17 protein-coding genes are annotated in these 12470 nt (G+C 66.3%); 1 reads left to right on the top strand and 16 read right to left on the bottom strand.

The annotated features are described in order from the left end of the window. Positions 1 to 47: 47 nt before the first annotated feature. From iscX to trmJ, 9 genes are all read right to left on the bottom strand, one after another. Positions 48 to 248: a Fe-S cluster assembly protein IscX gene (iscX, locus tag NRG74_RS00620; RefSeq protein WP_017639750.1), complete on the bottom strand. Its 201-nt coding sequence runs from the start codon at positions 246 to 248 to the stop codon at positions 48 to 50. Between the two features lie 11 nt (positions 249 to 259). Next, a complete protein-coding gene (fdx, locus tag NRG74_RS00615) occupies positions 260 to 598 on the bottom strand; it encodes an ISC system 2Fe-2S type ferredoxin (protein ID WP_017639751.1) in 339 nt (112 codons plus the stop codon). A 7-nt stretch (positions 599 to 605) separates the two neighbouring features. Next, entirely contained in the window at positions 606 to 2465 is a 1860-nt protein-coding gene (hscA, locus tag NRG74_RS00610) for a Fe-S protein assembly chaperone HscA (protein WP_257705483.1), read from the bottom strand. A gap of 45 nt (positions 2466 to 2510) precedes the next feature. Continuing rightward, complete coding sequence (gene hscB / locus NRG74_RS00605; RefSeq protein WP_017639753.1) at positions 2511 to 3032, bottom strand: co-chaperone HscB; 522 nt, start codon at positions 3030 to 3032, stop codon at positions 2511 to 2513. A gap of 8 nt (positions 3033 to 3040) precedes the next feature. After that, positions 3041 to 3364 carry an iron-sulfur cluster assembly protein IscA gene (iscA, locus tag NRG74_RS00600; RefSeq protein ID WP_007162420.1) on the bottom strand — a complete coding sequence of 108 codons (324 nt, stop codon included), beginning with the start codon at positions 3362 to 3364 and terminating at the stop codon, positions 3041 to 3043. Between the two features lie 9 nt (positions 3365 to 3373). Then, on the bottom strand, positions 3374 to 3760 hold the full coding sequence (gene iscU / locus NRG74_RS00595) for a Fe-S cluster assembly scaffold IscU (protein WP_007162419.1): 387 nt from the start codon (positions 3758 to 3760) through the stop codon (positions 3374 to 3376). A gap of 27 nt (positions 3761 to 3787) precedes the next feature. After that, a complete protein-coding gene (locus NRG74_RS00590; RefSeq protein ID WP_017639754.1) occupies positions 3788 to 5002 on the bottom strand; it encodes an IscS subfamily cysteine desulfurase in 1215 nt (404 codons plus the stop codon). A 31-nt stretch (positions 5003 to 5033) separates the two neighbouring features. After that, the gene (gene iscR / locus NRG74_RS00585) at positions 5034 to 5531 is read right to left on the bottom strand and encodes a Fe-S cluster assembly transcriptional regulator IscR (protein WP_017639755.1); all 498 of its coding nucleotides are present in this window, start codon (positions 5529 to 5531) and stop codon (positions 5034 to 5036) included. An 84-nt stretch (positions 5532 to 5615) separates the two neighbouring features. Then, entirely contained in the window at positions 5616 to 6404 is a 789-nt protein-coding gene (trmJ, locus tag NRG74_RS00580) for a tRNA (cytosine(32)/uridine(32)-2'-O)-methyltransferase TrmJ (protein WP_017639756.1), read from the bottom strand. Positions 6405 to 6544: 140 nt separating this feature from the next. Between trmJ and suhB the strand changes: the two genes are divergently transcribed. After that, positions 6545 to 7360, top strand: coding sequence for a type III secretion system regulator SuhB (suhB, locus tag NRG74_RS00575; protein WP_007162415.1), 816 nt, complete (start codon positions 6545 to 6547; stop codon positions 7358 to 7360). Between the two features lie 95 nt (positions 7361 to 7455). Here the strand turns inward: suhB and NRG74_RS00570 are convergent, their stop codons facing one another. From NRG74_RS00570 to NRG74_RS00540, 7 genes are all read right to left on the bottom strand, one after another. Then, a complete protein-coding gene (locus tag NRG74_RS00570) occupies positions 7456 to 7860 on the bottom strand; it encodes a ClpXP protease specificity-enhancing factor (protein WP_160923278.1) in 405 nt (134 codons plus the stop codon). An 11-nt stretch (positions 7861 to 7871) separates the two neighbouring features. Continuing rightward, positions 7872 to 8486, bottom strand: a complete 615-nt coding sequence (locus NRG74_RS00565; protein ID WP_184285859.1) for a glutathione S-transferase N-terminal domain-containing protein — start codon at positions 8484 to 8486, stop codon at positions 7872 to 7874. 71 nt (positions 8487 to 8557) lie between these two features. Then, positions 8558 to 9223: a cytochrome c1 gene (locus NRG74_RS00560; RefSeq protein WP_257705482.1), complete on the bottom strand. Its 666-nt coding sequence runs from the start codon at positions 9221 to 9223 to the stop codon at positions 8558 to 8560. Beyond that, on the bottom strand, positions 9220 to 10413 hold the full coding sequence (locus NRG74_RS00555; protein ID WP_257705481.1) for a cytochrome b: 1194 nt from the start codon (positions 10411 to 10413) through the stop codon (positions 9220 to 9222). The genes NRG74_RS00560 and NRG74_RS00555 overlap by 4 nt, the downstream gene beginning before the upstream one ends. Further along, positions 10410 to 10988, bottom strand: a complete 579-nt coding sequence (gene petA, locus NRG74_RS00550) for a ubiquinol-cytochrome c reductase iron-sulfur subunit (RefSeq protein ID WP_257705480.1) — start codon at positions 10986 to 10988, stop codon at positions 10410 to 10412. Before petA ends, NRG74_RS00555 begins: the two co-directional genes overlap by 4 nt. Next, positions 10985 to 12007 carry a UDP-N-acetylmuramate dehydrogenase gene (gene murB / locus NRG74_RS00545; protein WP_257705479.1) on the bottom strand — a complete coding sequence of 341 codons (1023 nt, stop codon included), beginning with the start codon at positions 12005 to 12007 and terminating at the stop codon, positions 10985 to 10987. Before murB ends, petA begins: the two co-directional genes overlap by 4 nt. After that, entirely contained in the window at positions 11997 to 12464 is a 468-nt protein-coding gene (locus NRG74_RS00540) for a low molecular weight protein-tyrosine-phosphatase (protein WP_173149665.1), read from the bottom strand. Before NRG74_RS00540 ends, murB begins: the two co-directional genes overlap by 11 nt. Positions 12465 to 12470: the final 6 nt, after the last annotated feature.

The raw sequence follows: 12470 nt of genomic DNA, 5'->3' as shown, positions 1-12470 counted from the left end.
TTATACGCGGGTCCCGGTGAAAAGCGTAGCGCGGTACGGGCGATGCGTCAGGCGGACTCGTCGATCCAGGCGGCTTGGATGGCCTCCAGTACCTTCTCGCCACCGCGCTGCGGATCGTCGTCGAACTCCGGCAGGTCCACGACCCAGTTACGCAGCTTGACGAAGTTCACGTAGCGCGGATCCACGTCGGGATGGGCGTCGTTGAGTTCGATGGCGATATCCAGCACATCGGTCCATTTCAGTGCCATGACAGCTGTCCTCAGTGACCTTCGGAAACCTGGTTGATGGTGTAGCGCGGAATCTCCACCACCAGGTCTTCGCTGCCAACTACCGCCTGGCAGGACAGGCGCGAACGCATTTCCAGGCCCCAGGCCTTGTCCAGCATGTCGTCTTCGAGTTCATCGGAAGGCTCGAGGGAATCGAAGCCTTCTTGGACGACTACGTGACAGGTGGTGCAGGCACAGGACATCTCGCAGGCGTGCTCGATGTCGATGCCGTTGCGCATGGCCGCGGCGATGATGGTTTCGCCTTCGCTGGCTTCGAAGACTGCGCCCTCGGGGCAGTGCTCGGCGTGGGGCAGCAGGGTGATCTGCGGCATGATGGAACTACTCCTCGATATCGTTGAGACGACGACCCGCCAGGGCCGCCTTGACCGAGGCGTTCATCCGCCGGGCGGCGAAGGCATCGGTTACGTGAGAAAGACGCTTGGTCTGGTCTTCGAGCGCCTGGAGGTCGGTGGCGTCCAGCAGCTCGGCCAACTGGCCGATTTCCAGCTCGATCACCTGACGCTCCTCGGCGTCCAGCAGGCGCTCGCCGTCGGCGGCCAGCGCGGCGGTGACCGCCTCGATCAGCCGCCGCGCTTCGACCTGCTGCTCGCGCAGCGCGCGGGCCTGCATGTCGTCACCGGCATGACGGAAGGAGTCCTGCAGCATGTTGGCGATCTCGCCGTCGGTCAGGCCGTAGGACGGCTTGACCTGGACGCTGGCTTCCACGCCGCTGGACAGCTCGCGGGCGCTGACGCCGAGCAGGCCGTCGGCATCGACCTGGAAGGTGACGCGGATCTTGGCGGCACCGGCGACCATGGGCGGGAAGCCGCGCAATTCGAAACGGGCCAGGGAGCGGGCGTCCTTGACCAGTTCGCGCTCGCCTTGCAGCACATGCACCAGCATGGCGGTCTGGCCGTCGCGATAGGTGGTGAAGTCCTGCCCCCGCGCCACCGGAATGGTGGTGTTGCGTGGAATGATCTTCTCCATCAGGCCGCCCATGGTCTCGAGACCCAGGGACAGCGGGATGACGTCCAGCAGCAGCAGTTCTTCGCCGGCGCGATTGCCGGCTAGGGAATCGGCCTGCAGGGCCGCGCCGATGGCGACCACGCGATCCGGATCGATGTCGGTGAGCGGGGTGCACTCGAACAGTTCGCCCACGGCTTCGCGCACATAGGGCACGCGGGTGGAGCCACCGACCATGACTACGGCAGCGATCTCCGCCGGCTCCACTTCCGCATCACGCAGGGCGCGGCGGCAGGCCTTGAGGCTGCGCGCCACCAGCGGGGCGATGAGTTCCTGGAAGGTGCTGCGCTCCAGCACGCCCGACCAGTCGCCATGGCTGACCTCTACGCGCTCGGCAGCCGACAGGGCTTCCTTGGCCGCGCAGGCGCTCTGCAGCAGGCGCCGCTGGGTGCCCGGATCCAGATCGCTGGACAACCCGGCCTGCTGGACGATCCAGCCGGCGATGGCATGATCGAAGTCATCACCGCCCAGGGCGCTGTCGCCACCGGTGGCCATGACTTCGAAGACGCCGCGGGTCAGGCGCAGGATGGAGATGTCGAAGGTGCCGCCACCCAGGTCGTAGATGGCGACCACGCCCTCCTCGCCCCGGTCCAAGCCATAGGCCACGGCGGCCGCGGTAGGCTCGTTGAGCAGGCGCAGGACGTTCAGTCCGGCGAAGCGGGCGGCGTCCTTGGTGGCCTGGCGTTGGGCATCGTCGAAGTAGGCCGGCACGGTGATGACCGCGCCGACCAGTTCGCCACCCAGGGTGGCTTCGGCCCGCTCGCGCAGCACCCGCAGGATGTCGGCGGAGACCTCCACCGGACTCTTGCGCCCAGCAGCGGTATCGATGAAGGGCATTTCCGACTCACCGGCGACGAAGCGATAGGGCAACTGCTCGCCCAGCTGCTTGACGTCGGCGATGCCACGCCCCATGAGGCGCTTGACGGAGAGAATGGTATTGAAGGGATCCTGGGCGGCAGCGGCCTTGGCGCCTGCCCCCACGTCCACCCCATCGGCGGCATAGCGCACGGCGGAGGGCAGGATCACCTCGCCCCGCAGATCGGGCAGGGTCTCGGCCACGCCACTGCGGACGGCAGCCACGAGGGAATTGGTGGTGCCCAGATCGATGCCCACCGCCAGCTTGCGCTGGTGCGGCTTGGGCGCCATTCCGGGTTCGGCTATCTGCAATAGAGCCATTGGCTAGTCGGCTTATGGTTGTCGGTGCCTGAGCGACACCTGTGATTAATCGTCCAGACGCTCTTCGAGCTGGCGGATCTCGCTGGCCAGCTTGTCGAGAAACTGCATGCGACGGACCAGGCGTTCGGCAGACTCGCGCTGGGCGGGGTCCTGCCAGATCGCGGCGAAGGCCTGCTCGATGTCGCGCTGCGCCTCCTTGAGGCGCTGGCGGAAGGCGGGAATGCCCGCGCTGTCGCCGGCGTCCTGCAGGTCTTCCAACTCCTCGCGCCACTGCAATTGCTGCATGAGGAAATCGGTGTCCTGGATGGTCGCCTCGAGCGGCATCTCGTGACCTTCGAGCTCCAGCAGATAACGCGCGCGGCGCGACGGCGCGCGCAGCACGTGATAGGCCTCGTTGAGCTCGGCCGACCGCTCCAGCGCCTGGCGCCGCTCGCGTTCCGGCGCATCGGCGAACCGATCCGGATGGACCGTGCGGGCCAGGTCGCGATAGCGCGCGGCCAGACCCGCCTGGTCGATCTCGAAGGCGGGCTTGATCTCGAACAGCGCGAAGTGACAGGGCTTACCCATGGCGGGCCTCAGATGTTGAAGCTTTCGCCGCAGCCACACTCGCCACGCACGTTGGGATTGTTGAACTTGAAGCCCTCGTTGAGGCCTTCACGCACGAAATCCAGCTCGGTGCCGTCCAGGTAGACCAGGCTCTTGGGGTCGATGATGACCTTGACGCCATGGCTTTCGAACACCTGGTCCTCGGCCGCGAATTCATCGACGAACTCGAGTACGTAGGCCAGCCCCGAGCAACCCGTGGTACGAACGCCCAGGCGGATGCCCTCCCCCTTGCCGCGTCCATCGAGGGAACGCTGCACGTGGCGGGCGGCGGACTCGGTCATGCTGATCGCCATGGTTCCTCCTTAGAGCAGGCCTTTCTTCTGCTTGTAGTCGCTGACCGCCGCCTTGATGGCGTCTTCGGCGAGTACCGAGCAGTGGATCTTCACCGGCGGCAGAGCAAGTTCTTCGGCGATCATGCTGTTCTTGATCGACGCCGCTTCCTCGATGCTCTTGCCCTTCATCCACTCGGTGGCCAGGGAGCTGGAGGCGATGGCGGAGCCACAGCCGTAGGTCTTGAACTTGGCATCTTCGATGATGCCCTGCTCGTTGACCTTGATCTGCAGACGCATCACGTCGCCACAGGCCGGAGCGCCGACCATGCCGGTGCCGACATCGGGATCGGCCGCATCGAACTTGCCGACGTTGCGCGGGTTTTCGTAGTGGTCGATGACCTTTTCACTGTATGCCATGGTTCAATCCTCGCTTATCAGGGTGGGTCAGTGGGCTTGCCACTCGACCTGACTCAGGTCTACGCCTTCTTTGAACATGTCCCACAGCGGAGACAATTCGCGCAACTTGTTGACGGCTTCGGTGACCTTGCTCGCGGCGTAGTCAACGTCTTCTTCGGTGGTGAAGCGGCCGAAGGTGAAGCGGATGGAGCTGTGCGCCAGCTCGTCGTTGCGGCCCAGGGCACGCAGGACGTAGGACGGCTCCAGGGACGCCGAGGTACAGGCCGAACCGGACGAGACCGCCAGGTCCTTGAGCGCCATGATCAGCGACTCGCCTTCGACGTAGTTGAAGCTCAGGTTCAGGTTGTGCGGCACACGATGAATCAGGCTGCCGTTCAGGTAGACCTCTTCCAGGCCTTCGAACTGACGGTAGAAGCGATCGCTCAGGGCCTTAATGCGGGCATTTTCCTGGACCATCTCTTCCTTGGCGATGCGGAAGGCCTCGCCCATGCCGACGATCTGGTGGGTCGCCAGGGTACCCGAACGCATGCCACGCTCATGGCCACCGCCGTGGGTCTGGGCTTCGATACGGACGCGCGGCTTGCGGCGAACGTAGAGGGCGCCAATGCCCTTGGGACCATAGGTCTTGTGCGCCGAGAAGGACATCATATCGACCTTGAGCTTTTCCAGATCGATCTCGACCTTGCCGGTGGACTGGGCGGCGTCGACATGGAAGAGCACGCCACGGGAACGGGTCAGCTCGCCGATGGCGGCGATGTCGTTGACGGTACCGATCTCGTTGTTGACGTGCATGATGGACACCAGGGTGGTGTCGTCACGCAGGGCCGCCTCGACCATGTCGGGGGTGATCAGGCCGTCTTCGCCCGGCTCGAGATAGGTCACCTCGAAGCCTTCGCGCTCGAGCTGGCGGGTGGTGTCCAACACCGCCTTGTGCTCGATCTTGGAGGTGATCAGGTGCTTGCCCTTGTTCTGGTAGAAGTGCGCGGCGCCCTTGATGGCCAGGTTGTCGGACTCGGTGGCACCGGAGGTCCAGACGATCTCGCGCGGGTCGGCGTTGACCAGTTCGGCCACCTGACGACGGGCGTTTTCCACAGCTTCCTCGGCCTTCCAGCCGAACAGGTGGGAGCGCGATGCGGGGTTGCCAAAGTTGCCGTCCACCAGCAGGCACTCGCTCATCTTCTGAGCGACGCGCGGATCGACGGGCGTGGTGGCGGAATAGTCTAGGTAGATCGGCAATTTCATCGGTTACTCCTAATCAGACGGGCGTCTCTGCTCAGTCGATGGTGGACGCTTCGATTTTTTCGACCGCTAAGGGCGATTGCTTACTGGCACAGGCCTTGGTGTCCTGACGCTTGGCCACCTGCTGGATCTCGTTGCGGGCGACCAGGTCGGCCAGGGTGATGCCACTCAAAAAGGTGTGGATCTGATCGCTCAGGTCGCACCAGAGGTGATGGGTCAGGCAGGTATCACCCTGGTGACAGCCCCCACCGCCCTGGCAACGGGTGGCATCCACGGATTCGTTGACGGCATCGATCACCTGGGCCACATGGATACCGCCCATGTCGCGCGCCAGCTGATAACCGCCGCCGGGACCGCGTACGCTGTTGACCAGCGCGCCGCGGCGCAGCCGGGCAAACAGCTGCTCCAGATAGGACAGCGAAATGCCCTGCCGCTCGGAAATGTCGGCCAGCGACACCGGCCCCCGCTGGGCGTGCAGCGCCAGGTCGAGCATGGCGGTTACGGCATAGCGGCCTTTGGTGGTCAGTCTCATGATGAACTCGAGCGGGTTGCATCGGATGACCCTGATTATCGGATTCCCGACAAAAAAGGTCAACTTTAAAACCGACCAAATCACTCAGGCATTATCTATCGGGGGGATAGTCCGCGGGTGGGATTCGCCGCGGGCGGCCTTCTGGGTTTCGGTGAGGATGCCGCGCAGGATGTTCATTTCCAGCTTGCTGATGCCGGCACGACCGTAGAGCCGCCGCAGCCGACTCATCAGGTGGCGCGGCTTGGCCGGATCGAGGAAGCCGATCTCCACCAGGGTCTGCTCCAGGTGCTCGTAGTAGAGCTCCAGCTCCTCCACCGTCACCGGCTGGGTGTTGAGCATGGCGGTGGCTTCGACCTTGTTCATCTTGGTCGGCTGGTTCTGCGCCGCGAGCCAGGCCATGCGCACCTCGTACACCAGCACCTGGACCGCCGCGGCGAGATTGAGCGAGCCGAAGGCCGGATCCGAGGGGATGTGCACATGGTAGTGGCAGCGCTGCAACTCTTCGTTGGTCAGGCCGGCGTATTCGCGACCGAAGACCAGGGCCACCTCGCCGCCCTGCTCCACCTGGGCCAGGGAGGTGGTGGCGCATTCGCGCGGATCCAGCAGCGGCCAGGGGATGCGGCGGTCGCGGGCGCTGGTGCCCAGCACCAGGCTGCAGCCGGTCAGGGCCTCTTCCAGGGTGTCGACCACGATGGCGGCGTCGAGCACGTCATTGGCCCCGGACGCGCGGGCATTGGCCTCGCCGCTGGGAAAGTCCTCGGGATCGACCAGATAGAGGCGCGACAGGCCCATGTTCTTCATTGCCCGGGCGGCACCGCCGATATTGCCGGGATGGCTGGTATTGACCAGAACGACGCGGATGTTGTGCAGCACGTGGCTATCCTCGAACGGACGCGGGAAATCGGCGCCGTATACTACGCCCACACGCGCCCGCTGGCCACGAATACCCCTTCCAGCGCCGCGAAGTCTGCTATCATTGCCGGCTTTCCTTATACAACCCAGGTGATTTATCCATGCAGCCCATGCTGAACATCGCACTGCGCGCGGCCCGCAGCGCCGGTGAACTGATTTTCCGTTCGATTGAGCGCCTGGACGTGATCGCCGTCGACGAAAAAGGCGCCAACGACTTCGTCTCCGAAGTCGACCGTGCCGCCGAGCAGACCATCCTCGCCACCCTGCGCAAGGCCTATCCCACCCATGGTTTCTACGGTGAGGAATCCGGCTACCTGGCGGGCGAAGGCGAAGGCGCCGATTATGTCTGGATCGTCGACCCGCTGGACGGCACCACCAACTTCATTCGTGGCGTCCCGCACTTCTCGGTGAGCATCGCCTGCAAGTACAAGGGTCGCCTGGAACATGCCGTGGTCCTGGATCCGGTGCGTCAGGAAGAATTCACCGCCAGCCGTGGCCGCGGTGCCGCCCTGAACGGCCGGCGCATCCGCGTCACCAACCGTCGCAGCCTGGAAGGCGCTCTGCTGGGTACCGGCTTCCCCTTCCGTGCCAATGACGTCGACCACCTGGACAACTACCTGGGCATGTTCCGCAGCCTGATCGGCCAGACCGCCGGCATCCGCCGCGCCGGCTCCGCCGCCCTGGACCTGGCCTATGTCGCCGCCGGTCGCTTCGACGCCTTCTGGGAAATGGGCCTGTCGGAGTGGGACATGGCGGCAGGCGCCCTGCTGGTGCAGGAAGCCGGTGGTCTGATCGGCGACTTCAATGGCGGCCACGACTTCCTCGAGAAGGGCCACATCGTCGCCGGCAATCCCAAGTGCTTCCGCGGTCTGCTGACCCAGATCCAGCCGCACCTGCCGGCCTCGCTCAAGCGCTGAGTTTGCAAGGCTAACGAAAAAGCCCCTGTCGGCAGTGCCGACAGGGGCTTTTTCATGCCTGCTGCAGAAGGCCCTGCAGCAGGTGTCGGCCAGGCTTACTTGACGACTTTCAGACTCGGCCGCGTCGGTGCCGGCTTGGGCGCCTCGGGCTTGCTGCCGCCGTTGTCGGGCCCCTGGTCATCCGGCGGGCTGGGTTCGCTGTCGAAGACCATGCCCTGGCCGTTCTCCCGGGCGTAGATGGCCAGGATGGCACCGATCGGGACATAGAGGTTGTAGGCGACGCCACCGAAACGGCCGTTGAAGCTCACCGCTTCGTTGTCCATGTGCAGGTCACGCACGGCACTGGGCGAGGCGTTCAGCACGATCTGGCCGTCGTTGGCATAGCCCGGCGGCACGCGCACCTCGGCGTAGTCGGCGTTGACCAGCAGATGGGGCGTGCAGTCGTTGTCCACGATCCACTCGTAGAGCGCGCGGACCAGGTAGGGGCGACTGGAATTCATGGGGTTCTCCTCTAGCGCATCTCACGCTCGGTGACCGAAAGACTGGATCGGAAACTGTCGCGTGCGAACATGCGATCCATGTAGTCCTGCAGCGGCTTGGCGGCCCGGGGCAATTCGACGCCCAGGCGCGGCAATCGCCACAGGATGGGGAGCAGGCAACAGTCCACCAGGGAAAAGTCGTCGCTCAGGAAAAAGGCTTTTTCCGCGAAGATGGGCGCCACGCCGGTCAGGCTTTCCCGCAGCTCCTTGCGCGCGGCGCCGAGGTCGGCGCCCGGCGCGGCCTGCAGGATGCTGTCCACCAGGGTGCACCAGTCACGGCCGATACGGTGCATCAGCAGTCGCGACTGACCCCGGGTGACCGGATAGGCCGGCAGCAGCGGCGGATGCGGATAGCGTTCCTCGAGGTACTCCATGAGTACCTCGGTGCCATAGAGCACCAGGTCGCGATCCATCAACGTCGGCACGGTGCCATAGGGATTGTGCTCGGCCAGCTGCCGCGGGCACTCGCCACGGCGCACGGCGATCAGCTCGCACTCGACGTTCTTTTCCGCCAGGATCAGACGGATCCGATGGCTGTAGTGATCCTCGGGATCATGGAAACAGGTCAGGCGGGTTATGGCGCCCATGGGTCCCTCCCCCGTCAGGGGCGAAGCTGCAAAGGGGGATTATCTCGCACCTTGCCGCCTGCCACCTAGTCTCATCGCTCACTGTCGGGCAATCGCCGCCAGAATTCGCGCTTGAGCCAGAAGGCCAGGATGGCGAACAGCACCAGATAGCCCAGCACCCAGGGTGCGAGCCGCCAGGCGAGGCTACGTTCGGGTGCGGCGGAATAGCTCAGGTAGGCGACCAGATCGTCGACGGTATGGGCGAACTGCTCGGGGGTCTGGGCGCCACTGCCCGCCTCCAGGCGCAGCACGCAGCGCCCTTCGTGGCAGTCGCGCAGCTGGCGACCGCGCAGGGCGGCCAGGACGTCGGGCATGCGGGTGCCGGGCGCTGCGAGATTGTCGACCCCGAGCGGACGTCCGGGCGCCACATAGAATTCCTGCAGGAAGGCGCGCAACCAGGCTTCGCCGCGCACCGCGGCGATCAGGGTGAGGTCCGGCGGTACGCTGCCGAAGGCGCGGCGGGCATCCTCGGGTTTGAGCAGGCCGAGCATGGGCGCACTAGCGGTGCGCCCGGGCGCCCAGCTGGCGAGGTCCAGGTGAAGATCGGCGGCGACGCGATCGAAGCGCTGGTACTCCTGGCCGTGGCAGGCCAGGCAATAGCGACCGAAGGTGAGGGCACCGGCTCGGGGATCGCCTTCGGCACCGATGACCAGACCGCTGCACAGCAACAGCAGACCCAGGAGCAGGCCACGCATCATGAGCCGAGCTCCGGCAGCGTTCGCGGACGCCCCAGCCTGCTGTACCAGGGCATGCCCAGCAGACAGGCGAAATAGACGCCAGCTGCCAGGCGCGCCAGCAGCAGGCGCTGGTCGGTAAGCGCGACCACGCCCAGCACGCCCAGAGCGGCAAAGGCCAGACAGCCCAGATACAGCCCCAGCCGCGCCGGCCAGGCCTTGTGGCGCACCGAGCGGACCGTGCTGCGATCCAGCCAGGGCAGCACGAACAGCAGGGCGATGGCCAGGGCCGCCAGACCGAGACCGCCGGCCTTGCTCGGCACCGCCCGCAGCAGCGCATAGAAGGGCGCCAGGTACCAGGGCGGCGCGATGTGCGCGGGGGTCACCAAGGGATCGGCCGGCTGCTGGTTGGCCGGCTCCAGCACCAGCCCACCCAGGTCCGGCGCCAGCAGTACCACGGCGAGAAAGACCAGCAGGAAGACCGCCAGGCCGCAGAGGTCCTTGAGGGTCAGGTAGGGGTGGAAAGGCACCCCCGCTGCACCGCTGACATCGCGCTCATCACCTTCGGGATTGTTCGAGCCGGTCTGGCGCAGGGCGACGACGTGCAGCGTCACCAGCGCGAGGATCAGCAGCGGCAGCCCTACCACATGCAGGGCCTGGAAGCGCCGCAGGGTGGCATCGGACAGCACCACCCCGCCCCGCAGCAGATCGGCCAGGCTCGGGCCTACCAGGGGCAGCGCCTCGACCGCGCTCAGGGACACCTGGGCGCCCCAGTAGGAGAGTTGCCCCCAGGGCAGCAGATAGCCGAAGAAGGCCTGGGCCAGCAGCAGCACATAGAGCAGCACGCCAAAGCTCCAGACCAGCTCCCGCGGCGCGCGATAGGAGCCATAGAGCAGGCCGCGCAGCATGTGCAGATAGAGACAGACGAACAGCGCCGAGGCGCCCACCGCGTGCAGACAGCGGATCAGCCAGCCAAAGGGCACCTCGCGCATGAACAGCTGGACCGAGGCGAAGGCGCCCTTCACCGTCGGTTCGTAGCCGAACAACAGCCAGAGCCCAGTCAGCACCTGCAGCGCCAGGATGAAGACCAACAGCGAACCGAACACATAGAAGACGTTGAGGTTGCGCGGCACCCGGTAGTCGCTGATATGGCGTCGCCAGAAGGCGCCCAGGGGCAGCCGTCGCTCCAGCCAGCCGGGCTCGTCGCTCTTCATGTCGCCCCCTCCTCGTCGCTGCCGATCACCAGCAGGGTGTCGCCGCGGAAATGATAGGGGGGCACGGCCAGATTCAGCGGTGCCGGCTGGTCGCGAAAGACCCGCCCGGCCAGGTCGAAATGGGAGCCATGGCAGGGACAGAGATAGCCCCCGTCCCGGTCCGCCGCGCCTGGTGCCAGGGAGGGAATGCAGCCCAGGTGGGTGCAGATCGCGGTGACCACGAAGATGTCCGGCCGCCGCGATCTCAGGCGCGGATCGACATAGGGTGGCTGGCTGGATTCCCGGGAGTCCGGGTCGGCCAGCCCCGCCTCGTCGGCCAGGAGCCGCGCCTGGTCCGCGGCGCTGCGACGCAGGACGCAGACCGGCTGGCCGCGCCACTGCACGGTGAGTTGTTCGCCTTCGCGCAAGGCCTTGAGGTCCACCTCGACCGGTGCCGCCGCCACCTCCGCCGACCGACTGGGCCGCAGGGCGCAGACGAAGGGCACGCTGCCCGCCACCAGCCCCAGGCCGCCGACGGCGGAGGTGGTGGCGATCAGCAGGCGGCGGCGCTGGACATCGGGCGAATCGTCGGTCACGTCAGGCTTCCCGGCTCCATCTCCAGCGTCACCCCGAAGCGCTCGCGCACCGAGGCGCGGATGCGCTCGGCGAGGGCCAGGACATCCCGGCTACGGGCGCCGCCGAAGTTGACCAGCACCAGCGCCTGGGCGGCATGCACCCCCACGGCGCCGTCGCGATGGCCGCGCCAGCCGGCCTGGTCGATCAGCCAGCCGGCGGCCAGCTTGACCGTGCCATCGGCCTGGGGATAGGTCGGCAGGGACGGATAGCGTTGCTGCAACGCGGCGGCTTCGGCGGCGGTCACCACGGGATTCTTGAAGAAGCTGCCGGCATTGCCCAGCACCGCCGGGTCGGGCAGTTTGCTCTGGCGGATGCTGCAGATGGCCGCGCTGACGGCTTCGGGCGTGGGCTGGGTGACACCCGCTTCGGTCAGGGCCTGGCGCACGGGACCGTAGTCCAGCACCAGCTGCGGCTGGCGACTGAGGTGAAAACGTACCTGCAGCACGATCCAGCGCCCGGCCTCGGCCTTGAAGCGGCTCTCGCGATAGGTGAAGGTGCAATCGGCCGGGCTGAGGTCGTGGAGTTCGCCGCTGTGGCGGTCGAGCGCCGTGACCCCGGCGCATCTGTCCTTCAATTCGACGCCATAGGCGCCGATGTTCTGGATGGGCGAGGCACCGACGGTGCCGGGAATCAGGCTGAGATTTTCCAGGCCGTACCAGCCGTTGGCCAGGGTCGCCATGACGAAGGGATGCCAGGGTTCGCCGGCTTCGGCTTCCACCAGCAGGGCATCGCCCTCCTCCGCCAGCAGGCGGATACCGCGGGACGTCAGCCGCAGCACCAGGCCCTCGACCCGCTCGGGCAGGACCAGGTTGCTGCCACCGCCCAGCACCCGTAGCGGCACGCCGAGTTGCCGCGCCAGGGCCAGGGCCTCGCGGACCTCGGTATCGCTCGTGGCTTCCAGATAGCGATCGGCTTGCGCCACCAGGCCGAAGGTGTTGAGCCCCTGCAAGGGGACCTGCTGTTGCAACTCAGCGACCATGACGGGCAGCCACCTCGGCGACCAGGCCATCGCAGGCGCTTTCCAGCAGGTCGAGGACGCGCTCGAAGCCGGCCGCGCCGCCGTAGTAGGGATCCGGCACCTCATCCACCGCCAGTCCCTGACGAGCCAGGAACAGCTCGGGTACTGCACCCTGGTCGGGGCGCAGCTGCTCCAGCCAGGCGAGGTTGTCCTGATCCATGGCCAGGATCAGGTCGAAGCGTTGGAAATCGTCCGCGGTCACCTGGCGCGCGCGCAGGGCGCCGAGGTCATAGCCGCGAGCCGCCGCGGCCTGGATGGCGCGGGCATCCGGCGCCTTGCCGACATGCCAGTCGCCAGTGCCAGCCGAGTCCAGCTCCACCGCCTCGACCAGGCCGGCGGCGTCCAGCTTGGCCCTGAGGATGCCTTCGGCGGTGGGCGAGCGGCAGATGTTGCCCATGCAGACGAACAGGATGCGCAGGGTCAT

Origin of the sequence: Pseudomonas oryzihabitans (assembly GCF_024652905.1) — a bacterium.
In the GTDB taxonomy this organism is placed as follows: Bacteria; Pseudomonadota; Gammaproteobacteria; order Pseudomonadales; family Pseudomonadaceae; genus Chryseomonas; species Chryseomonas benzopyrenica.
The sequence above is the reverse complement of the archived record's forward strand: the minus strand, read 5'-3'. Positions and strand labels throughout refer to the sequence as shown.

Bases quoted from the DNA above. Each gene is read 5' to 3' on its own strand.
- NRG74_RS00565 (WP_184285859.1), bottom strand. From the start codon at position 8,486: ATGGGCGCCATAACCCGCCTGACCTGTTTCCATGATCCCGAGGATCAC.
- NRG74_RS00570 (WP_160923278.1), bottom strand. From the start codon at position 7,860: ATGAATTCCAGTCGCCCCTACCTGGTCCGCGCGCTCTACGAGTGGATC.
- NRG74_RS00555 (WP_257705481.1), bottom strand. From the start codon at position 10,413: ATGAAGAGCGACGAGCCCGGCTGGCTGGAGCGACGGCTGCCCCTGGGC.
- NRG74_RS00590 (WP_017639754.1), bottom strand. From the start codon at position 5,002: ATGAAATTGCCGATCTACCTAGACTATTCCGCCACCACGCCCGTCGAT.
- iscU (WP_007162419.1), bottom strand. From the start codon at position 3,760: ATGGCATACAGTGAAAAGGTCATCGACCACTACGAAAACCCGCGCAAC.
- NRG74_RS00560 (WP_257705482.1), bottom strand. From the start codon at position 9,223: ATGATGCGTGGCCTGCTCCTGGGTCTGCTGTTGCTGTGCAGCGGTCTG.
- suhB (WP_007162415.1), top strand. From the start codon at position 6,545: ATGCAGCCCATGCTGAACATCGCACTGCGCGCGGCCCGCAGCGCCGGT.
- hscB (WP_017639753.1), bottom strand. From the start codon at position 3,032: ATGGGTAAGCCCTGTCACTTCGCGCTGTTCGAGATCAAGCCCGCCTTC.
- iscX (WP_017639750.1), bottom strand. From the start codon at position 248: ATGGCACTGAAATGGACCGATGTGCTGGATATCGCCATCGAACTCAAC.
- murB (WP_257705479.1), bottom strand. From the start codon at position 12,007: ATGGTCGCTGAGTTGCAACAGCAGGTCCCCTTGCAGGGGCTCAACACC.
- fdx (WP_017639751.1), bottom strand. From the start codon at position 598: ATGCCGCAGATCACCCTGCTGCCCCACGCCGAGCACTGCCCCGAGGGC.
- iscA (WP_007162420.1), bottom strand. From the start codon at position 3,364: ATGGCGATCAGCATGACCGAGTCCGCCGCCCGCCACGTGCAGCGTTCC.
- hscA (WP_257705483.1), bottom strand. From the start codon at position 2,465: ATGGCTCTATTGCAGATAGCCGAACCCGGAATGGCGCCCAAGCCGCAC.
- iscR (WP_017639755.1), bottom strand. From the start codon at position 5,531: ATGAGACTGACCACCAAAGGCCGCTATGCCGTAACCGCCATGCTCGAC.